Consider the following 18,492-nt stretch of genomic DNA (forward strand, 5'->3'; position numbering starts at 1 on the left):
CTGACCAGGAATCTTTTATGCAACAGCCAACATCATCACGTCGCCTGCGACTCGGCCTTTTCGTTCAGCCGGTGGGACAACACGTCAGCGGCTGGCGTCTGACCCAGCAGCTCGGCGATCCCACGGACATCGACTGGCTGATCACCCTCGCCAAAAAAGCGGAAGCGGGTAAGTTCGACCTGTTTTTTGTCGGCGATGCGCTGGCAACCAGCATGTACCGACTGCCGTCGACCATGGCCCGACTGGAACCGCTGACGATGCTCTCCGCGCTGGCGGTCAATACCCGTCGCATTGGCCTGGCGGCGACCGCCTCTACCACCTTTAGCGATCCCTTTACCCTGGCGCGCAGCTTCTCATCGCTGGATCACATCAGCCGGGGGCGCGCAGCCTGGAACGTCGTGACCTCGTTTTCAGACGATGTTGCCCGTAACTTCAGCCGCAGCGATATGCCCGACCACGCCGCACGCTATGCCCGGGCGCGCGAGTTCCTCGAGGTCACCAACAAGTTATGGCAAGGCTGGGAAGAGGGTGCGGTTCAGCCCAACAAGCAGACCGGTGAATATTTTGTCGATGACAAAATCAAGCCGATCAACCATCAGGGCGAGCATTTCCAGGTACAGGGCCCGCTTAACATCACCCGTTCTCCGCAGGGGCGTCCGGTGATTATTGAGGCCGGTTCCTCTGCCGATGGTCAGAAGCTGGCGGCTGAGACCGCAGAGGTGATCTTCACCGCCGCCGCCAGCCTTGAGGAAGCGCAAACCTTCTACCGCAGCCAGAAAGAGCAGGTGGTTGCTGCCGGACGTAATCCGGATCGTGTGGTGATCATGCCTGGCGTGATGCCGATTGTCGGCCGCACGCGCGAAGAGGCGCAGGCGCTGTGGAAGGAGCTGAATACGCTGGTGGATATTGATAATGGGCTGCGTCAGCTTTCGCTGCGATTCAGCATGGATCTCAGCCAGTATCCGCTGGATGGTCCGGTGCCGGAGGTGCCGCCGGGTGAAGGGAATCAGAGTCGCGTTAAGCTGATGACCGAAATGGCAAAACGTGAAAACCTGACGCTGCGTGAGCTGGCAGCCATTGCGGCGGGTTCACGCGGGCACCGGGTGATTGTCGGTACCGCGCAGGATATTGCTGATGATTTCCAGCTGTGGCTGGAACAGGGCGGCGCGGATGGCTTTAACATCATGCCCGCCATCATGCCGGAACAGCTCGACCTGTTTGTCGAACGGGTGATCCCGGAACTGCGCCGCCGTGGGCTGTTCCGTGACGATTACCCGTTTGCCACGCTACGCGAGAACCTGGGTTTGCCCGTGGTGTAACGGCAAGGATCGATCGGTTACGCTGGCGAGGCGCTATCCACTCCGCCGGATCATCGGGAAAACAGTTAAACCCGGCGGCTCAGGTCACCGGTCTATTGCGGAACCGGCCTTAACCTGCCGACAGCAATCCACCTGCCAGCAGCCTGAACGCCTCAATTGCTTTGGGCAGCGTTTGTCTGGGGTTATCGCTGGCTGCCACCCAGAGCGCAGCATTAAATGCGCTGCCGTTGAGCAGGCGTGCCGCAGCTTCCACATCGACCGGCCTGAGCGTGCCGCTGGCCGCCATTTGCGCTAAGGCGCTGCGGGTGGCTTCAAGGCAGGCATTCTGGCTGGGCCAGCGGGTGGGATCGCCAAGAAAGGCCGGCCCATCAAGCAATACGATACGCTGCACTTCCGGGTCGAGCGCCATTTCAATGTACGCGGCCCCCTCCAGCATCAGCTTTTCCCATGCGGTATCAGCGGCGGCGGCAACGTCTCTGGCACGCAGCGCTATCTCGCTGTCCACCTGCGCCACTACCGCAGCCAGTAAGCCTTTTTTATCGCCAAAATTGTGGTACAGCGCGCCCCGGGTAAGCCCGACGCTGGCCGTCAGGTCATCCATCGATGCCTCGGCGAATCCCCGTTCGGCAAAGGCCTTGCGGCCAGCAAAGATCAGTTTACTGCGATTCTGTTTCATGGTTTCAGCACGACGACCTGCAGCCATATTTCCTCCCTCGTTGATACGCTGCGTATATTAATTGACATACGAGGCGTATGCATGATTTATTCATATACGGTTCGTATCTGAATCGGGGGCGTGGTTTTTCATGCGCCGTCACGTCAATCCACAATAAGGCGATTTTATGATGCAGCGTGAAGTGATTTTCCCGGCAGGGCGTCATGCGCTATACGAAAAGCATGGCTATTCTGCGGCGATTAAATCCGGTGATTTGCTGTTTGTTTCCGGACAGGTTGGCAGTCGCGCCGACGGTTCGGTTGAACCTGAACTGGCTGAGCAGGTCCGACTGGCGTTTCGTAACCTGCAAGCCACGCTGGCCGCAGCGGGCTGTACGCTGGATGATCTGATAGACGTCACCACCTTTCATACCGATCCGGAAAACCAGTTCGCCACGGTGCTGGCGATTAAAAATGAAATATGGCGGCAGGCGCCTTACCCGAACTGGACGGCGGTCGGCGTCAACTGGCTGGCGGGCTTTGATTTTGAAATCAAAGTGATTGCACGGGTACCTGAAGCGGCGGATAACCACTGAGTCAGCCGGCCGAGCGGTTGTAAAAAGAGGCCGCTTCAGCGGGAGAGATAAAGCCGGCTCCGACAAAGCCGGCAGTCTGATCGGTGCGATATCGGGGCTTATGACGCGCCGCGACGATCACCCTTACCGGCCTCTGCAGGCGGTAAAGGGTGCCGCTTAGTTCAGGATTGCCTGTTCCACGCTACAGCGCACCCGCAGGCCGGAAAGGGCGAGATCGCTCAGCGCACGGGTCGGTGCTGCGCAGCCCGCGGCGATAATGTGGACTTTCATTGGCTGGCTTTGGGGAGAAAGCGCCGTATGCGTGACGCAGTGCTGCGTCATCATGCCGGTGAGATAGATATCGGTAATACCGTGCTCGCTGAGTAACGGTTCAAGATTCGTGTTAAAAAAGCTGTCCGCTTCAGCCTTAACCACCACCGGCGCATTGCCCAGCGCCGCAGCAATATCCGGATGAAACGCTGCGCCTTCGCTCTCCGGGCGGAAAAAAGGTGCCTCAGCGGTGGCGATATGCTGAACGCCGACAATCAGCCATCCTTTTTGCTGCGCGTCGTTAATCGCTTTAACAGCCGCCTTACACGCCTCGTCTGCTGCTTCAAGCGGAAAGGCCCCGCCGGGGAAGTAGTCATTCTGAATATCAATCACGATCAGGGCATTTTTCATGGTGGATCCTTTATTAACAGGGAAGGAAGAGCGTGGTTTTATCGTCAGTCAGCCATATCACGATCATCTGCGTTGAATATCCTTATCGGCGACCCGATCACATTACCTGTCATTGATCGGGCAGGCGTAACGCGTTACTCGGTGGCCTCAGCCAGCCTGCGGGCTGCTTGTCGCTTACCCCTGCGGCCGGCTGAATGGCGCGTTCATCCATTGTCATATTATGACGTAGTTGCAGCCGTCAGCCGTTTCTGATGCCAGGCCAGCCACAGCAGCGGCAGCGCAAGCAGCAGCACCCACGGCAGTAACAGCAGGTTCATGGTTTTCCAGCCGTACAGACTGAGCAGCGATCCGGCACTCAGTGAACAAATAAGAGAGAAGATAAACACGCTCATGTCGTTGACCGCCTGCGCCACCCCTTTTTCACTGGTGGTATAGGTCGTCGCAAGCAGGGTGGTTCCGCCGATGTAGAGAAAGTTCCAGCCGGTGCCGACCAGGATTAACGCACCGGCAAATCCTCCCCAGCTGACCCCGGTACAGGCCAGCACAATGTAACCCAGCATAAGCAGGACGCCGGTCAGCATGATGCTAATCACACCAAAGCGCGCAATCAGTTTGCCGGTAAAGAAGGAGGGCAGAAACATACCCAGCACGTGCAGCTGGATCACTTCAGCGCTCTGGCTAAGGTCAAACGCATGATGATGCATTGCAATTGGCGTCGCCGTCATCGCAAGCACCATAATGCCGAATCCGGAGGCGGCGGAGAAAAGTGCCACCAGATACGCGGGCTGGGACAGCACGGTTTTCCACGGCCGGGCCGCGACCGGATCCGGCACGGCGCTCTGCTGCTGCGGCATCTGCAGACCGGAAAGCACCACCACGCCGAGTAACGCCATGATCCCCATAAAAAGAAACGAGCCGAGGTACGGGATCGCGAACAGGGCGCTGCCACTGCGCGCCAGCAGCGGCCCCAGCAGAGCGGCGACGACGCCACCGGCCAGCACCAGCGAAATCGCTTTCGCCCGTAACGCGGGCAGCGCCGCTTCGCTTGCCGCAAAGCGGTAAAACTGTGCGAAAGCCTGATAAACGCCGAGGAAAAACATGCCCAGACACAGCAGCAGAAAAGAGTGCAGTGCCATTGCTGTCATTGAGACGGCGGCGGCAACAATTCCGCTCAGTGCACCGCTGATAAAGCCGGTTTTTCTGCCGACTTTGCTCATCCACAATGACGCCGGAAACATGACAAGAGCGGTGCCGAGGCTGGCCATCGACAACGGCAAGGTGATCAGGGCGGGCGAAGGGGCCAGCAGGTCACCGGCCAGACCGCCAATCGTCATTGTCAGGATAGAAATGGTCTGAAATATCGCCTGGGAGCCAGCCAGTATAAGCACCGGGCGGTGGATATTTTTCATTGTGATTAACGCTCCGCAACAGAAGATCAGGCAGGCTGACAGCCGGTCCGTAGGAAGAAAGCCGCATCCCGCCGGATGAACCGAGCCGACCTGTCTGGTATAGCGAAGAGTGTAAAGCGTACCGTGCAGTGGCGTGAGTTGCCCGCCAGCCATTAAACGATGACATCAGGCCAACCTCATGCCTCGCGTTTTACCGTTGAGTTGAAGCAGGCGGCGGAGCAACAGGGGAAACTGACTTTTCAGGCTGAGGCGAGGCGGGGGGCTGTGTTGCAACAGCGACAGCAGCGGCAACAACAGCGGCAACCGCGGCAAAAGTGGCAACAACAACAACGACAACAACAACAGCAGCAGCGGCAAAAGTGGCAACGACAACGACAACGACAACGACAACGACAGCAGCAGCAGCGGCTATGGCTGTGCCAGCGCGCCGTCCCGGCAAGGCGCGCTGGCAGGCTCCGGAGTAGGAAAACCGCACTCCCTCAGTCGCCGTTATCGCTATTTCAGACCCAGCTTGCGGGCCAGACGATGCAGGTTACCGGGATCAAGCTCCAGTTGGCGCGCCACTCTGGCCCAGACTTTGCCATTACTTTCATAGACGTGACGGATGTAGTCATACTGAAATTTACGGGTGGCGTCGTTAAGACTCATCATTGGCATGCTGTTAACCGATTCGGTCAATCGTAACTCAGACGGCGATGAATTCTCGAAGCTGAAATGCTGGGGAAACAGGATCACTTCACCGGTCGGCGATTCGGCCTGAGCGATAACCACCGCCCGATAGATCGCATGCTCCAGCTCGCGAACGTTGCCTGGCCAGTCCGCCGCTTCAAGCAGGCTGCTGGCCGCCGGACTCAGGGCCACGCTCATCAGTCCGAACTTCATCCGGCACTGCTCACAGAAGTAACCGGCCAGCAGCACGATGTCGTCGCGGCGCTCATTCAGCGACGGCACAAACAGCGGGAACACGCTTAAGCGGTGGAACAGGTCCGCCCGGAAGCGGCCCTCGGTCACTGCTTTACGCATATCCATGTTGGTCGCAGCAATAATGCGTACATCAACGGTTAGCGCTTTATCCTCGCCGACCCGTTGCAGGTCGCCGTACTGAAGCACGCGTAGCAGTTTGGCCTGCAGCGAAAGCGACAGTTCGCCAATCTCATCCAGAAATAAAGTCCCTTTGTCCGCCAGCTCAAACTTACCCGGACGATCGTGAATCGCGCCGGTAAAGGCCCCTTTTACGTGACCAAAAAGCTCACTTTCCGCCACGGTTTCCGGCAGCGCAGCGCAATTGAGATAGATCAGCGGCCGGGCCGCGCGATGAGAATGGCGGTGAATCGCCTGTGCGATCAGCTCCTTGCCGGTGCCGGTTTCGCCCATGATCAGCACGCTGAGGTCAGAGGGTGCGACCACGCCAATCTCTTTTTTCAGGTGCAGCAGCGAGGCAGATTCACCGATGATCTGCATCTCCCGATCCTCTTCAGGCCGGAAGGGCAGCGGGGTAAAAGAGGAAGCCGGCTTTTCTAACTGCTCCATCAGCAGGGCATTATTTAACGCACCGGCGGTCAGGCTTGCCAGCACGCGCAGCTCTTCATCGCTAAAATTATCAAACTGGGTGGCGTTGATGCCGTCGAGGGTCAGCGCCCCGATCAGCCGCTGTCCTGAAAAGAGCGGCATCCCGACGCAGGCATGCACATGTAATTCACTCTGTTCAGGGATCAGGCCGTCATAGGGATCGGGCAGCGTGCTGTCGGCCGGGAAACGCACCACATCACCGGCGCGCGCGATCGCCTCAAGCCGGGGATGGGCATCAAGTTTAAACCGTCGTCCCATCACGTCAGGTGCCAGGCCGGCGGTGGCCAGCGGTCTGAACTGCTGTTTTTCATAGCGTAACAGCGCGGTAGCGTCGCAGCGCAGCGCGGTGTGGATACTCTTAATCATCTGGCTAAAACGGTCGCGGCCGCTTACGCCTTTTTGAATATCCACCGCCAGCCCAGCCAGCGTTTCAACAGATAAAGCCATATAGTCACCTGAACACGGGTTGTCTTAATAACAAGGTTTTGCGTTGTTTCAAAAACAATAACACGTTGCCCTGACCAGTAATATCAAGCACTTAAAAAATGGCACAAAGTTTGCTCTATCTCACACAGAGACTTTTTTTAGGAGCAAAATCATGTCCGACCTGAAAACGACGCACCTGCTTACCGCAGAACAGCTCGAAACCGCCGCCAACTCATTGCGCTGGGCGGCCTTCGGCGGTCCGCGGGGACCGGTATTTACCTACCGCCAGAGTGCCCCGGACCGGCTACATTTCGAAACGGTGTATAACGGACGCAAAGCCTGGGTGGATTTAGATATTCCCTACACGCCGGTGTCGCTTATCGTTGCAGGCGCACTGCTGCTCCAACAGCTTAATACTTATATGGGGTAATGCCATGAACCATAGAGAAGAGGTGAACAGGGCGGTTGAGGCTGCCTTAGCCAACAACGTCATTCGCGAGATGAATACGCTGCTGTGTGCGCTGAGTGAAGATCCCGAACTGAGCCGGGAAGAGCGCTATAGCCAGCAACAGCGCCTGCGGATGGCGGTGTTTAAACACAGCACCGAAAAACAGGAACTCGCTGAACAGCGCCGTATCTGGCTTACTCGCGGCGGAATCATTGGCTAACCGGAGATTTGTTATGACCCAGACCATCCCACAACATTTTGTTCATACCCGCTCCACGCCGTTCTGGAATCGGGAAAACGTGCCAAAAGCACTGTTAACTCATCACAACACCCGCGCAGGCGTCTATGGCCGTCTCTCGGTAATGTGCGGTGCGGTAAAATATTTTGGCTTTGCCAGTGAAAATGAGACCACTCACGAAATGGAAGTCACGATTAACGCCGGGCAGTTTGGTATCAGCCCGCCGCAATACTGGCATCGGATTGAGCTTTTAACCGACGATACCCGCTTCAATATTGATTTTTTTGCCGATCCGGATGTCGCCTTAACCGGCAACGGATTTGAGCGCGAGGTGCATATCCCGCCCCGGTCAAAAAATTAATCATCACCCGACCCGCTACGGCGGGTTTTTTATTGCCTGCGGCATTGTCATTAAAACAATGCATTGTACGTTAAACAATTTCACAGCATGTCTTTAAAACAATGATGTTTATTTAATTGTAGTAAAAACAAGTGCTTAAAAGTTGGCACGGCAGATGCAAAGGGATACGGGACTATCACTTACACTGCGAGAATTTCTGATGAACATCCATGTTAAAAATAACATTTCCTGGGTTGGCAAACGTGACTGGGAAGTCGAACATTTTCACGGTAAAGAGTACAAAATGCAGCGTGGCACCAGTTATAACAGCTACCTGATTCGTGAAGAAAAGACGGTGTTGATCGATACGGTTGATCTCCGGTTCCGCTCCGATTTTGTCAAAAACCTGGCAGAAGAGATCGATCTGAAAAAAATCGATGCCATCGTTATTAACCACGCCGAAGAAGATCACTGTGGCGCGCTGGCCGAATTGCTGGCGCTGATCCCCGGTACCCCGATCTACTGTACGGCAAACGGCGTCGACTCGATCAACGGGCATCATCACCATCCTGAATGGAATTTTAACATTGTTAAAACCGGTGACTCACTGGATATCGGCAACGGCAAAAAGCTGATCTTCATTGAAACCCCAATGCTGCACTGGCCAGACAGCATGATGACCTACATGACGGAAGATGCGGTGTTATTCAGTAACGATGCCTTTGGCCAGCATTACTGCGATGAACACCTGTTCAACGATGAAGTTGATCAGAACGAATTATTCGACCAGTGCCAGCGCTACTTCTCTAACATCCTGACCCCGTTCGCCCGCCTGGTGACCGCGAAAATCACCGAGATTCTCGGCTTCGGCCTGCCGGTCAGCATGATTGCGACCTCGCACGGCGTGGTGTGGCGCGACAACCCGGTACAGATTGTGGAGCTGTATCTGAAGTGGGCGGCCGATTATCAGGAAGATCGCATCACGCTGTTCTACGACGCGATGTCCAATAATACCCGCATGATGGCTGACGCGATTGCCGAAGGCATCCGCGAAACCGATCCGCGGGTGGCGGTGAAGGTTTATAACGTCTCGACCCACGATAAAAATGAAATCATCACCTCCTGCTTCCGCTCAAAAGGCATTCTGGTCGGTTCTTCCACCATGAATAACGTGATGATGCCGAAAATCGCCGGCATGCTGGAGGAGATGACCGGCTTAAAATTCCGCAATAAACGTGCCTCAGCGTTCGGTTCTTATGGCTGGACCGGCGGCGCAGTGGACCGGGTTGCTACCCGACTGCAGGATGCCGGCTTCGATATGACCATCGCGCTTAAAGCGAAATGGCGTCCCGATCTCTCCGCGCTGGAAGCGTGTCGCGAACACGGCCGCAAAATCGCCCGTGAATGGGCGCTCTCTCCGCTGCCTGACTCAGCCCCTAAACCTGCGAATGAACAGGTGCCTGCCGCTATCGCGGCCGCCGCAGCGGTAAACCGTGATGGCGTGGCGATGGCTGAAGCGGGCGAAGGCAGCGATCAGAAAATGATCTGTACCGTCTGCCAGTGGGTCTACGACCCGGCAGAGGGTGAACCGAATCAGGGCGTCGAGCCAGGCACCGCATGGGAAAATGTACCCGACGATTTCTTATGCCCGGGATGCGCATTAGGTAAATCAGTGTTTGATCCTTTCGAGGGCTAAGCCAATGTCTGAAGATATTGTGATTATCGGCTCCGGGTTCGCCGCCCGGCAGCTGGTTAAGCACCTTCGTCAGCAGGATAAGACGCGACCGATTCGGGTAATCGCAGCCGACAGCTGCGATGAGTACAACAAGCCTGAACTGAGCCATGTGGTCAGCATGCGCTGTGCGGCCGATGACTTAACCCGCCAGACGGCAGCCGACTGGGCAGAAAGCCAGAACATCATGCTGCATCCTTGCTCCCGGGTTAGCGAGATTGACACGGTGGCGCACCGGGTGAAGAGCAGCGCAGGCGATTTTGCTTACGCAAAGCTGGTGCTGGCCACCGGCGCCCGGCCGATTATTCCGGCGTTGCCGGGCAGCGAATTGATCTACACGCTCAATAGCCAGCAGGAATATCGCCAGTGCGCCAGCGAGCTGATGAACGCGGCACGGGTGCTGATTATCGGGGCCGGGCTGATCGGCACCGAACTGGCGATGGATCTGAATCGTGCCGGTAAACAGGTGACGATTATTGATCGCAGTGCGGGCCTGCTCGCCGCGCTGCTACCGGCGGAAATCAGTGGTCGTCTGCAACAGCGATTAACCCGCAACGGCGTGCAGATGCTGTTCCAGACTGAAATGACTGAACTTGCTCGCCAGGCAGATTCTGTTGAGGCCACCTTCAGCAACGGAGAGAAAAAGTGTTTTGACGCGGTGGTCTGCGCCATTGGTTTACGTCCCGATTCAGAGCTGGCAAAAAGCGCGGGTATCGAGGTGCGTCAGGGTATTGTCGTTGATCGCACGCTCGCCACCTCGGTTGCCGATATTTATGCGCTGGGCGACTGCGCGGAGATAGACGGAAAACTGATGCCTTACCTGCAGCCAGCCACGCTGGCAGCGATGACCCTGGCCAAAAATCTGACCGGACAGGCAGCCAGTCTGACGCTGCCTCCGATGCTGATCAAGGTCAAAACCCCGGATATGCCGCTGCAGCTGGCGGGCGATCCGGCGAATCCGGCGTACCACTGGCAGATGGCGTTCTCTTCAGCTGGCCTGGTGGCAAAAGGGTATGACCCGGATGGGGTTCTGCGCGCCTTTGTGGTCAGTGAAGATCAGATGAAGATGGCGTTCAGCCTGCTGAAGGCGTTGAACTTGCCTGCAGCCACTTAACCCGGCGGTAACGCCGGCACGATTCACCCGCTGCCATCCGCTGCACGCTACCTGCGATGCAGCGGATGTCACAGGCGATCCTGCCGGCTTCTGGTCGTCATTTAACATGCAAAATAGGTCCTGTTATGAAGAGTTCTGAAGACGCAGTGGTGAGCCATATTACGCTGCACAATCCTCCCTCCTGTACCTGTGCCCGCATCATCTGGCTTTCGATGAACTGCGATTCCTTTGCGATGAATATTGGTACCGCTAACGGTGACGCGCACGTTGATGCCAGGCTCGGTTCGGTTTATCACAGCACCCGCTTTCACCCGGAAACGCTGAAAGAAACGGTGAACGATTTATTCTGGCAAATCTGGGTGGTATGGGAGCCGGCAGAAGGGATTAAAGTGATGGAGCGCGGGTAAGCCGGTTCTGCGTCCGGTTGAGAAGCCGCCAGTGTGGCGCTGCCCGGCGGGCATCCGCTATTAACGCCGCTCAGATGTGAGCCTCAGCCAGCGCCGCGCCAGTGAAAGCAGCGGTTACGCTGTGGCGAGTTAGCCGGGCAGGTGGGTGTTTTGCCGACCACCGCGCGGCGTCTGCTTTTCGGCAGATGCGGCGGCTGGCGCGCGTTTATCTTCAGGCTGGCCGCTGCATTCATCTTCTCTTTTCTTAACCGTCCGAATCGCCGACGCGCCGCCTGAGCGGTGTGGCCTGCTTTCCGATGGATAACGTTCCCGCCCGATCACATTGCTAATCGATCGCCCGATATTTACTGCATTTTTATATTCCGCTTCGCTCTCGTTACGCCTTTTTTATCTGCCATCCGGTTAACTCTCTGCTCAGTTCCTTCACGATTCAGTCAGGGTGCAGACCGGCTGAGGTCGGGGAAGGTTAGGGGGATGCCGTTTCAGGTTTAATACGGGTTTCACATAATCGTTTCAGCCATTCCACGCTGGCCGCCATCTATTGACGGCATTTTGTCGCGTCGCGGCGGCATGTGGAGCAGCCATCACGATATTGTTGCGGCTGAACATCCCGCGGAACCGCGATCGCTGCCTGTCTGCCACGGTGAACGTTATGACACCCTGACTTTTTCGCTGACGCCGGATGAAGCAAACCGTCGATAAGGAACAGTCGATAAGGAACAGTCGATAAGGAACCGGTCATAACGGCGTTTTGCCGGACGATTGTACCCTGTCAAATCAACGCTTCGGCGCGGCGCAGGTGATAACAATCTACACCGCAGAGTTATATTTTACCTGTCAGCTTGCAGTAACAGATGCCGCTGGAGTAAGTGTGTTCTCAGCCTGACTAATTAGCGTGAATAATGCCGGAGGGAGTTATTTTTTTCAGTGCAATTATTCAGGGCGGCGGGAGGTGAAAAACACTAGCCTGGACGTTGAGTGTTTGTGCTGATTGACTGAAAGGTTGATTGACTGAACGAGAACGGTCTGAAGATACATTGCCTGGAAATTAATTGCCTGAAAGTGAACGGGTAAAACAGAGCCGTGGCGTGCGCCACGGCCATAAAACTATGCAGACTGCCACTCACTTTCGACATCTGCCTTCGCTTTAGAGAGAATGACTTTATTATCATCCACCTCTTTAACCCAGCTGAAAGGAATAATGTGGTGTTTTCCGCCCGCTTCAGGATCGCTTTTTGCCAGCTTGATTTTATCGTCGCCTTCAAAGTGATCAACAATCCCTACGTGCTCACCATTTACATCAACGACCTGAGCGTGGTCTAAAATTTGTGATTTATCTACCATGGTGATTTTCTCCTTATTCGTTTGTGAGGTCATTGCCTCAGACGAATTAAGCCTGGTTGCTAACGGTGAATTACGCCAGCATATTAACAAAATGAAATATTTTACTCTGCTGCCAGTTAAATTAGTGGCGTTGTCAGCTGACTGAATCAGCGGGGTAATCAGGGTCCGGATTGGCGTAGCGCCAAAGTTTTTTTTGGTTTTGTCGCTAGCCAGTGGCGTAACCCAGGCTCGCGGCGCGCTGAAAGGCAGGTTCGGTCGGCGTTCAGACGGATTTTGCTACCATGCCGGTGGCCGCCAGTAACATAATGATACCCGCAGAACGAAACAAAACGCGCTGGGTGCCTGGGCGGGTTAAAAAGTGCCGAATCCGCAGTGCAGCCAGTATAAAAACCGTGCCCACCAGCAGCACCAGAATGGTCAACGGCACCCGCATCATCGCCCAGCTGTGCAGTGAAACCCTGTCCACGGAGATGACCAGTGGCAGAATAGCCAGATAAAAGGCAAAGGTTTTGGGATTACCCAGCGTAATAGTCAGGCCTGATAGCCAGGCCGAAATCAGCGCTTTTCGGCTCGCCTGCTGGTCGATATTGATGGCGGGCGGAACATAATGCCAGAACTGCCAGGCAAGGACGCAATGATAGAGCGCTGCCGCTTCAGCTTAAGTTGAGTAAAAATAACCTGCGGGCTGTGACCGCCTTATTTAATCCGTTGTGGGGCACGGCCTCGTTTACCGTGATTATGACTTATGACGGTATGGTTTTTATTAAAGTCTGGATGTCTTGTTATCCAAAAATAGCGTTAATAAACCGATTATATTGCCGGGCGCGCCGCCTGTTTCCCGGCCTGAATAGCTGTGTATCGGCACGGGTTTAAATTATTGTCAGAAGGCGTTTCGCTATTAAATACGCTGCCTGTCGTCGCCGCGTCCCCGGGAAGCGCGCTATGCTGGTCAAATCAGGCCGCATCAGCCGGCAACAGGTGCAACCTTCACAGGAGAGGCTATGACAGCGATCGATTCAGTTTCCACCGACGGCGGCGTCTGGATTAATCCGCCGCCGGTCCATCATCTTGAGCAGGATGAGTTGCGCTTTGAGACGGCGCTTAACAGCGATTTCTGGCAGCGCACCTGGTACGGTTTTGAGCGTCACAGCGGGCACGCTTATGGCTTCTGGATCGATGAGGACTTCACGGTACAGGTGCAGGTCAGGGCAGAGTTTAGCCAGCTGTACGATCAGGCCGGACTGTTTATTCAGGATGACGAGACCCACTGGGTCAAGGCGGGCATTGAATTTAATGATGACCAGCCGGCGATAGGCTGTGTGGTGACGCGCGAGAGATCCGACTGGTCAACCGGCCTGTTCCCCGGCGATCCGCGCAGCTTCTGGCTGCGGGCTACGCTGGTTAATGAGGCGCTGCGCATTCAGTACTCAACCGATGGAGAGCACTGGCCGCTGCTACGCCTCTGTCCGTGGCCCGGCCGTGCGCGGCGCTTTGTCGGGGTGATGGGCTGCTCACCCGAACGCGCCGGGCTGGCGATTCGCATCGCACACTTCACGCTCAGCCCGCCACTCGGCAAAGCGCTGCACGATCTATCATAAACATGTCATAAACGGCGCTTAGCCGTGAAAGGTGACCGGGTGGCTGAGATCACCTCCCACGGCTGAGTATTGCCGTCCGACGGCGCGCCCCGGGCATCCTCCCGCACCGATCGCAGCATCTGCTGAGGCACCGGCGTCGGCAGGGATCGACGGTAACAGCGACTTTGCCGCCCCGTCTGCCTGAAACTTAGCTCACCGGCGTCGGACGGTGTGCAGGAGTCTGCTGCTTAGCGTTTTTTCAGGCGGTGACGGCACGATTGCGCGCCACGATTGCCGTATGCGTCAGCTCTCCGGCTGACATGAACTCGTTGATCAGCGCATCGCGGTTGTGCGGCGCGCGGTCGCGGTCGGCCGCCTGCAGCGCGCTTATCAGCGCGGGCTGGGACAGTTCAGTGCAGTAGGCGGGCGTACCCGGCTGCTGACGCCATGAGTCGCTCAGCGAACCTGCGTCAACCGCATCAAAACCGGTCACGTCGACCAGCGTCATTGCTACGGCTTTCGCCTGCGCATCGTCACCGGCAACCGGTATCGCCAGACGATCGGGCTGACCTGCCGGCTGGCCTTTTTCGGCCAGCGTCGCCGCCAGTACCGCATTCCACGCTTTAATCACCGGACGGTGCAGCTGTTCGCTGGCCCACTGGCTTTCTGTCTGCCCCTGCTGCAGTGCCGCAATATCGCCGTCGCGGAACGGATAGTAGTTGCTGGTATCAATGATGATGGCCTCCGCAGGTGCAGCGTTTAACAGGCTGGCCAGCGTCGGGTGCTTATCGAAAGGTATCGCCAAAATGATCACTTCGGCGTCCTGAACGGCGTCTTCGCGGGTTACCGCCGTGGCACCCACTTCTCTGGCCAGCGTCTGAATCGAGTCAGGACCACGTGAGTTTGCCAGTCGGATGGTGTGACCGGCGGCGGCCAGTTTGCGTGCCAGGGTTGCGCCGATATTACCTGCGCCAATGATGCTGATGTTCATCTGTTACCTCTTTGTCGATGGGCGTTATTGTTGCGCCGGATGGGCGAAGTCGAGCAGGGTGTCGCGCAGCGCGGCCAGCTCCTGATCCGACAGGTTGCAGGCAGATTTAATGCTGTCGGTAATCGTCCACAAGGTTTGCTGCAGGGCGGCACCCTGGGCGGTCAGGGTGATCAACACCCGTCGTTCATCATTACGGTCGCGGGTGCGGACAATCCGGCCGGCCGCTTCCAGCCGTTTGAGTACCGGCGTAATGGTGCCGGTATCCATGCCCAGCCGGTTGCCGAGATCGCCGACGCTGCGTGGCGTCTCGCTGAACAGCTCCAGCATCACCAGATATTGCGGGAAGGTCAGGCCCAGCGGATCCAGGAAAGGTTTGTGCATCCGGTTCATCCGGCTGGCGGCGCCATACAGGGCGAACGACAGTTGTTTGCCGATGTCGGCAGGTGACTCGCGACTCATGATTTACCTTGTGTTTGATTATCTAGTGCAACAGATAAAAGTGTAGGGTAAGAGATGCCACGTTTAAAGCGCTGACAGCAGGTAATTTGTGCGGTTTCGCCTTTGCGGGATCGGGACGAGCCGACATCACCCCCGACAGGCGGGCAGCGGGAGCGATGTCGGGGCTGTCAGGCGGCCATGCGGCGGCACGCTTCAGCACAGTGATGGCAGGCTTTGGCACACTGCTGGCAGTGATCGTGCTGGTGCTGACCGCACTCGTCGCCGCACTGCTGACACAGGTCGGCGCACAGCTGGCAAAGCGGGCGGGCCGATTCGCTCTGCAGCGCCATAAACTGCGCCGCCAGCCGACAGAGACTGGCACACTGCATGTCCAGCCGGATACAGTTGCGCATCATCTCCAGGTTCTCTTCCTGCAGGCAGGATGCCGCACAGTGATCGCAGGCTGCGGCACACAGATAACAGGCCTCAATGCACTTTTTAAATTCGTCGTTCATGTTGCCTCCTTATGTGGGTTTGCCTGTTTAAGTCTGGAAAAGAACCCTGATTATGCAAATAGCGAATAAGTTAATAACCTTTTCCGCACTTCGCTTATTTCAGCGCGCGCGGGCAGCATCCTGAGCCGGTGCGCGCTGACCGGCATTGCATATCTGCCCGTTATAGTCTTAATTATTAAGCCTCAATCAGCGGTGCCTTATTGCCCGTGAAAGACGACCGACGCCTTAACAGGGAACGCTATGCATCGCACCATCGGCCCGACACGACACCTGATCAGTCCGCTACTGACGGTCGGCCTCGCGCTCGGATGGGCAGACCAGGCCGCTGCGGATACCGTCTGGCTGAACAACGGCGACCGGCTGACCGGCACGGTGCGCTATCTGAGCGATGGCAAACTGGCGATAGAAACTGCCTATGCCGGCACGGTCACCCTCGACTGGAACGTAGTCAGCACCCTGGCGAGCGAAAATCCGGTCAATGTCGAAAACAAGAAAACCGGCGAGCGCTATCAGGTCCGGCTCTCCGCCTCCGACCCCGGCTATATCTGGGTAGAGCGCAATGAGCGTGAAGAGAAGATCTCGGTAAAGCGCATCGACGAGTTTATGAAAGCCAAAGTCCGCACCGATCAGCTGTCGTGGACCGGCAACATCGACGCCGGCATGAAGGTCAAAAAAGCCTCGACCAAAACTGACGATTACAATTTTTCGCTCAATACCAAACTGGCGCAGGGCAAATGGCGTCACGATATCGGCGCGACCTATAACCGCGAGCAGGAGAATGAAGACGTCAATACCGACAACTACAGCCTGCGTTACGCCTTTGATTACCTGTTCCGGGAGCAGTTTTTCTGGCAAACCCGCGCTACCTACAAACGCGACTGGGTCGAAGATCTGTCGCGCCAGGCGCTGATAGGCACCGGACCGGGCTACCAGCTGTGGGACACCGAACTCAGCTCCTTCTCGGTATCGATACTGGGCGGGGCGTTTGGTTATGGCTACAGCGACGGGCGGGAAGAGAAACACTTAGGTGCTTCGGTACGCTGGAGCTATCAGCGTTATCTGTTGGGCAAATCGGTCACGCTCTACAGCAATGGTGACGTCGGCCATTCGCTGGATGACGATGGAGTCTTTACCCTGGATGCTGAAGTCGGCCTGCGCTACACCCTGACCTCGTGGTCAACCCTGCATCTTGGCTATCACCGCAATCTGGTGAACGGCACACCGGATACCCTGAACGAAGGCACCTTCTCAACCGGCCTGGGGGTGAAGTGGTAAGGCTGCGGGCAGGGGAGATTGCAGCAAAGTTTTACCGTTTTTCTCACGATCCCGGCGCGGCTTTGACTAAGCTGCTGATACCGACCAAGGGAGAATGCAGAAGATGATCGTAAGCAGCAGGGTCTATCGTCCGGGATGCGCAGGCGAAGAGGTGGATGTCGAGAATATCAGTGAGGTGATTAAGCAGCCGGATGCCTTTATCTGGCTTGGCCTGTGGCAGCCCGATCCGGCATTCATGGAGAAAATCAAAGAGGAGTTCGGGCTGCACGAACTGGCGGTCGAGGATGCGCTCTACGCCCATCAGCGGCCCAAGATTGAGCATTACGGTGAATCGCTGTTTATTGTGGTTAAAACGGTGCGGGCAAAAGATGACAGCTGCGAACTTGGCGAAACCCATTTCTTTGTCGGGAAAAATTTCCTGATCAGCATCCGTCACGGTGCGTCAGAAAGCTATTCGCCGGTGCGTAAGCGGGCAGCAGAAAATCCGGCGCTGCTTAAGCTCGGACCGGGTTATCCGCTCTATTGCCTGCTCGACTTTATTGTCGATCGCTATGCGGAACTCTCGGCCTCGCTGAATGAACGGGTCGGGCAGATGGAGAACGATCTGTTCAAAAGCGAATTTGATCGTCAGTCGGTGCAGGCGGTCTACACCCTGCGCCGTCATCTGCTGACGCTGCGCAACGCCGCGCTGCCGCTGGAGGAGATCTGTAATCAACTGATTCACCTGCATGAAGAACTGATCCCGCGGCCGCTGCGGGCCTATATCCGTGACGTGCAGGATCACGCCCGGCATGTGGTGACCGACGCCGAGGATATGCGCGAGATGCTGACCAGCGCCATGCAGGTCAACCTGGCGCTGGTGACGGTGCAGCAGAATGAGGTGGTGAAGAAGCTGGCGGGCTGGGGGGCGATTCTGGTGATCCCGACGGTGATATTCAGCATGTACGGCATGAACTTCGAACATATGCCCGAGCTTAAGTCGCTGTATGGCTATCCGCTGGCGGTCGGCATCACCCTGCTGGCCTGCGGCGGGCTGTGGGCGAAATTACGCCGTTCAGGCTGGCTGTAACGCTGCGGATAATTATCCAGTGGCTTATTTACGCGCTGCGCTTAGGCTTATTTAAGCGCAGCGAGAATAAAGGCGGATAATAAGCATTTCTTTCATCAAGGCCAGATTATTCTGCAGTGGAAATAAGAGTGGCCTGGTGCTGTTCCTCTAATCGGTGCGCGGCTTAACTGGCCGCTTTTTTATTTGTTCGCTACGCTGATAATACAATCGTATAACACCGCCGCCCTGGCGAAATAGAATTTGCACGGCTGATTTGCAGCGCTGATATGCGGCGACGCATTTATATCCGGAGAAATACCGATGACAGAACGGACTAATCCTCCGCGCTTTTTAACGTCTGACGCTCGTCTACCGCGCCCTGTGCGAGGCAG

General features: G+C 56.5%; 19 protein-coding genes and 2 pseudogenes. 11 read left to right on the forward strand and 10 right to left on the reverse strand.

Annotation, left to right across the window (positions count from 1 at the left end; translation table 11 throughout):
• The first annotated feature begins 17 nt into the window (after nt 1-17).
• Nucleotides 18-1,319 carry an LLM class flavin-dependent oxidoreductase gene (locus AC6I8D_RS05010; protein WP_497819735.1) on the forward strand — a complete coding sequence of 434 codons (1,302 nt, stop codon included), beginning with the start codon at nt 18-20 and terminating at the stop codon, nt 1,317-1,319.
• 109 nt (nt 1,320-1,428) lie between these two features.
• On the opposite strand, the gene AC6I8D_RS05015 is transcribed toward AC6I8D_RS05010, so the two are convergent.
• Entirely contained in the window at nt 1,429-2,022 is a 594-nt protein-coding gene (locus tag AC6I8D_RS05015) for a TetR/AcrR family transcriptional regulator (protein ID WP_312053579.1), read from the reverse strand.
• Between the two features lie 139 nt (nt 2,023-2,161).
• Between AC6I8D_RS05015 and AC6I8D_RS05020 the strand changes: the two genes are divergently transcribed.
• Nucleotides 2,162-2,569, forward strand: a complete 408-nt coding sequence (locus tag AC6I8D_RS05020; RefSeq protein ID WP_031377985.1) for a RidA family protein — start codon at nt 2,162-2,164, stop codon at nt 2,567-2,569.
• A 156-nt stretch (nt 2,570-2,725) separates the two neighbouring features.
• On the opposite strand, the gene AC6I8D_RS05025 is transcribed toward AC6I8D_RS05020, so the two are convergent.
• The 3 genes from AC6I8D_RS05025 to norR all read right to left on the reverse strand — a co-directional run bounded on the left by AC6I8D_RS05025 (nt 2,726) and on the right by norR (nt 6,654).
• On the reverse strand, nt 2,726-3,229 hold the full coding sequence (locus AC6I8D_RS05025; protein WP_031377984.1) for an isochorismatase family protein: 504 nt from the start codon (nt 3,227-3,229) through the stop codon (nt 2,726-2,728).
• Between the two features lie 218 nt (nt 3,230-3,447).
• On the reverse strand, nt 3,448-4,638 hold the full coding sequence (locus AC6I8D_RS05030) for an MFS transporter (RefSeq protein WP_312758143.1): 1,191 nt from the start codon (nt 4,636-4,638) through the stop codon (nt 3,448-3,450).
• A 495-nt stretch (nt 4,639-5,133) separates the two neighbouring features.
• On the reverse strand, nt 5,134-6,654 hold the full coding sequence (gene norR / locus AC6I8D_RS05035) for a nitric oxide reductase transcriptional regulator NorR (RefSeq protein ID WP_312053581.1): 1,521 nt from the start codon (nt 6,652-6,654) through the stop codon (nt 5,134-5,136).
• A gap of 151 nt (nt 6,655-6,805) precedes the next feature.
• Between norR and AC6I8D_RS05040 the strand changes: the two genes are divergently transcribed.
• The 6 genes from AC6I8D_RS05040 (at nt 6,806) to AC6I8D_RS05065 (ending at nt 10,912) form a co-directional block, all read left to right on the forward strand.
• The gene (locus tag AC6I8D_RS05040; RefSeq protein ID WP_312053583.1) at nt 6,806-7,063 is read left to right on the forward strand and encodes a hypothetical protein; all 258 of its coding nucleotides are present in this window, start codon (nt 6,806-6,808) and stop codon (nt 7,061-7,063) included.
• A 4-nt stretch (nt 7,064-7,067) separates the two neighbouring features.
• Nucleotides 7,068-7,301 (forward strand): DUF2526 family protein, encoded by a 234-nt coding sequence (locus tag AC6I8D_RS05045; RefSeq protein ID WP_312053584.1) that lies wholly within the window; start codon nt 7,068-7,070, stop codon nt 7,299-7,301.
• Nucleotides 7,302-7,314: 13 nt separating this feature from the next.
• Nucleotides 7,315-7,680 (forward strand): TehB family protein, encoded by a 366-nt coding sequence (locus tag AC6I8D_RS05050; RefSeq protein WP_312053586.1) that lies wholly within the window; start codon nt 7,315-7,317, stop codon nt 7,678-7,680.
• A gap of 199 nt (nt 7,681-7,879) precedes the next feature.
• A complete protein-coding gene (norV, locus tag AC6I8D_RS05055) occupies nt 7,880-9,355 on the forward strand; it encodes an anaerobic nitric oxide reductase flavorubredoxin (RefSeq protein WP_312053588.1) in 1,476 nt (491 codons plus the stop codon).
• Between the two features lie 4 nt (nt 9,356-9,359).
• Nucleotides 9,360-10,505 carry an NADH:flavorubredoxin reductase NorW gene (gene norW / locus AC6I8D_RS05060; RefSeq protein ID WP_497819736.1) on the forward strand — a complete coding sequence of 382 codons (1,146 nt, stop codon included), beginning with the start codon at nt 9,360-9,362 and terminating at the stop codon, nt 10,503-10,505.
• A 125-nt stretch (nt 10,506-10,630) separates the two neighbouring features.
• Nucleotides 10,631-10,912 carry a hypothetical protein gene (locus AC6I8D_RS05065; RefSeq protein ID WP_497819737.1) on the forward strand — a complete coding sequence of 94 codons (282 nt, stop codon included), beginning with the start codon at nt 10,631-10,633 and terminating at the stop codon, nt 10,910-10,912.
• A 1,107-nt stretch (nt 10,913-12,019) separates the two neighbouring features.
• Here the strand turns inward: AC6I8D_RS05065 and AC6I8D_RS05070 are convergent.
• Nucleotides 12,020-12,256 carry a DUF2171 domain-containing protein gene (locus tag AC6I8D_RS05070; protein ID WP_312053593.1) on the reverse strand — a complete coding sequence of 79 codons (237 nt, stop codon included), beginning with the start codon at nt 12,254-12,256 and terminating at the stop codon, nt 12,020-12,022.
• A gap of 262 nt (nt 12,257-12,518) precedes the next feature.
• A pseudogene (locus tag AC6I8D_RS05075) lies at nt 12,519-12,908 on the reverse strand (LysE family translocator); the annotation flags it as partial.
• Between the two features lie 349 nt (nt 12,909-13,257).
• On the opposite strand from AC6I8D_RS05075, the gene AC6I8D_RS05080 reads away from it, so the two are divergent.
• Nucleotides 13,258-13,854 carry a DUF1349 domain-containing protein gene (locus AC6I8D_RS05080; RefSeq protein WP_312053594.1) on the forward strand — a complete coding sequence of 199 codons (597 nt, stop codon included), beginning with the start codon at nt 13,258-13,260 and terminating at the stop codon, nt 13,852-13,854.
• Nucleotides 13,855-13,859: 5 nt separating this feature from the next.
• On the opposite strand, the pseudogene AC6I8D_RS05085 reads toward AC6I8D_RS05080, so the two are convergent.
• The 4 genes and pseudogenes from AC6I8D_RS05085 to AC6I8D_RS05100 form a co-directional block, all read right to left on the reverse strand.
• A pseudogene (locus AC6I8D_RS05085) lies at nt 13,860-14,003 on the reverse strand (nitroreductase family protein); the annotation flags it as partial.
• Between the two features lie 89 nt (nt 14,004-14,092).
• Complete coding sequence (locus AC6I8D_RS05090; protein WP_497819738.1) at nt 14,093-14,824, reverse strand: NADPH-dependent F420 reductase; 732 nt, start codon at nt 14,822-14,824, stop codon at nt 14,093-14,095.
• 24 nt (nt 14,825-14,848) lie between these two features.
• A complete protein-coding gene (locus AC6I8D_RS05095) occupies nt 14,849-15,283 on the reverse strand; it encodes a MarR family winged helix-turn-helix transcriptional regulator (RefSeq protein ID WP_312053597.1) in 435 nt (144 codons plus the stop codon).
• A gap of 167 nt (nt 15,284-15,450) precedes the next feature.
• Nucleotides 15,451-15,777: a four-helix bundle copper-binding protein gene (locus tag AC6I8D_RS05100; protein ID WP_031377297.1), complete on the reverse strand. Its 327-nt coding sequence runs from the start codon at nt 15,775-15,777 to the stop codon at nt 15,451-15,453.
• Nucleotides 15,778-16,017: 240 nt separating this feature from the next.
• Between AC6I8D_RS05100 and AC6I8D_RS05105 the strand changes: the two genes are divergently transcribed.
• Together AC6I8D_RS05105 and AC6I8D_RS05110 are read left to right on the forward strand one after the other, a co-directional pair.
• Nucleotides 16,018-17,052 carry a DUF481 domain-containing protein gene (locus AC6I8D_RS05105; protein WP_312053600.1) on the forward strand — a complete coding sequence of 345 codons (1,035 nt, stop codon included), beginning with the start codon at nt 16,018-16,020 and terminating at the stop codon, nt 17,050-17,052.
• A gap of 103 nt (nt 17,053-17,155) precedes the next feature.
• Nucleotides 17,156-18,121, forward strand: a complete 966-nt coding sequence (locus AC6I8D_RS05110) for a magnesium and cobalt transport protein CorA (RefSeq protein WP_312053602.1) — start codon at nt 17,156-17,158, stop codon at nt 18,119-18,121.
• Nucleotides 18,122-18,492 lie beyond the last annotated feature (371 nt).

Source organism: Pantoea sp. X-Soil-MYKO-1785, from assembly GCF_059730675.1.

Bases quoted from the DNA above. Each gene is read 5' to 3' on its own strand.
- AC6I8D_RS05010 (WP_497819735.1), top strand. From the start codon at position 18: ATGCAACAGCCAACATCATCACGTCGCCTGCGACTCGGCCTTTTCGTT.
- AC6I8D_RS05015 (WP_312053579.1), bottom strand. From the start codon at position 2,022: ATGGCTGCAGGTCGTCGTGCTGAAACCATGAAACAGAATCGCAGTAAA.
- AC6I8D_RS05020 (WP_031377985.1), top strand. From the start codon at position 2,162: ATGATGCAGCGTGAAGTGATTTTCCCGGCAGGGCGTCATGCGCTATAC.
- AC6I8D_RS05025 (WP_031377984.1), bottom strand. From the start codon at position 3,229: ATGAAAAATGCCCTGATCGTGATTGATATTCAGAATGACTACTTCCCC.
- AC6I8D_RS05030 (WP_312758143.1), bottom strand. From the start codon at position 4,638: ATGAAAAATATCCACCGCCCGGTGCTTATACTGGCTGGCTCCCAGGCG.
- norR (WP_312053581.1), bottom strand. From the start codon at position 6,654: ATGGCTTTATCTGTTGAAACGCTGGCTGGGCTGGCGGTGGATATTCAA.
- AC6I8D_RS05040 (WP_312053583.1), top strand. From the start codon at position 6,806: ATGTCCGACCTGAAAACGACGCACCTGCTTACCGCAGAACAGCTCGAA.
- AC6I8D_RS05045 (WP_312053584.1), top strand. From the start codon at position 7,068: ATGAACCATAGAGAAGAGGTGAACAGGGCGGTTGAGGCTGCCTTAGCC.
- AC6I8D_RS05050 (WP_312053586.1), top strand. From the start codon at position 7,315: ATGACCCAGACCATCCCACAACATTTTGTTCATACCCGCTCCACGCCG.
- norV (WP_312053588.1), top strand. From the start codon at position 7,880: ATGAACATCCATGTTAAAAATAACATTTCCTGGGTTGGCAAACGTGAC.
- norW (WP_497819736.1), top strand. From the start codon at position 9,360: ATGTCTGAAGATATTGTGATTATCGGCTCCGGGTTCGCCGCCCGGCAG.
- AC6I8D_RS05065 (WP_497819737.1), top strand. From the start codon at position 10,631: ATGAAGAGTTCTGAAGACGCAGTGGTGAGCCATATTACGCTGCACAAT.
- AC6I8D_RS05070 (WP_312053593.1), bottom strand. From the start codon at position 12,256: ATGGTAGATAAATCACAAATTTTAGACCACGCTCAGGTCGTTGATGTA.
- AC6I8D_RS05080 (WP_312053594.1), top strand. From the start codon at position 13,258: ATGACAGCGATCGATTCAGTTTCCACCGACGGCGGCGTCTGGATTAAT.
- AC6I8D_RS05090 (WP_497819738.1), bottom strand. From the start codon at position 14,824: ATGAACATCAGCATCATTGGCGCAGGTAATATCGGCGCAACCCTGGCA.
- AC6I8D_RS05095 (WP_312053597.1), bottom strand. From the start codon at position 15,283: ATGAGTCGCGAGTCACCTGCCGACATCGGCAAACAACTGTCGTTCGCC.
- AC6I8D_RS05100 (WP_031377297.1), bottom strand. From the start codon at position 15,777: ATGAACGACGAATTTAAAAAGTGCATTGAGGCCTGTTATCTGTGTGCC.
- AC6I8D_RS05105 (WP_312053600.1), top strand. From the start codon at position 16,018: ATGCATCGCACCATCGGCCCGACACGACACCTGATCAGTCCGCTACTG.
- AC6I8D_RS05110 (WP_312053602.1), top strand. From the start codon at position 17,156: ATGATCGTAAGCAGCAGGGTCTATCGTCCGGGATGCGCAGGCGAAGAG.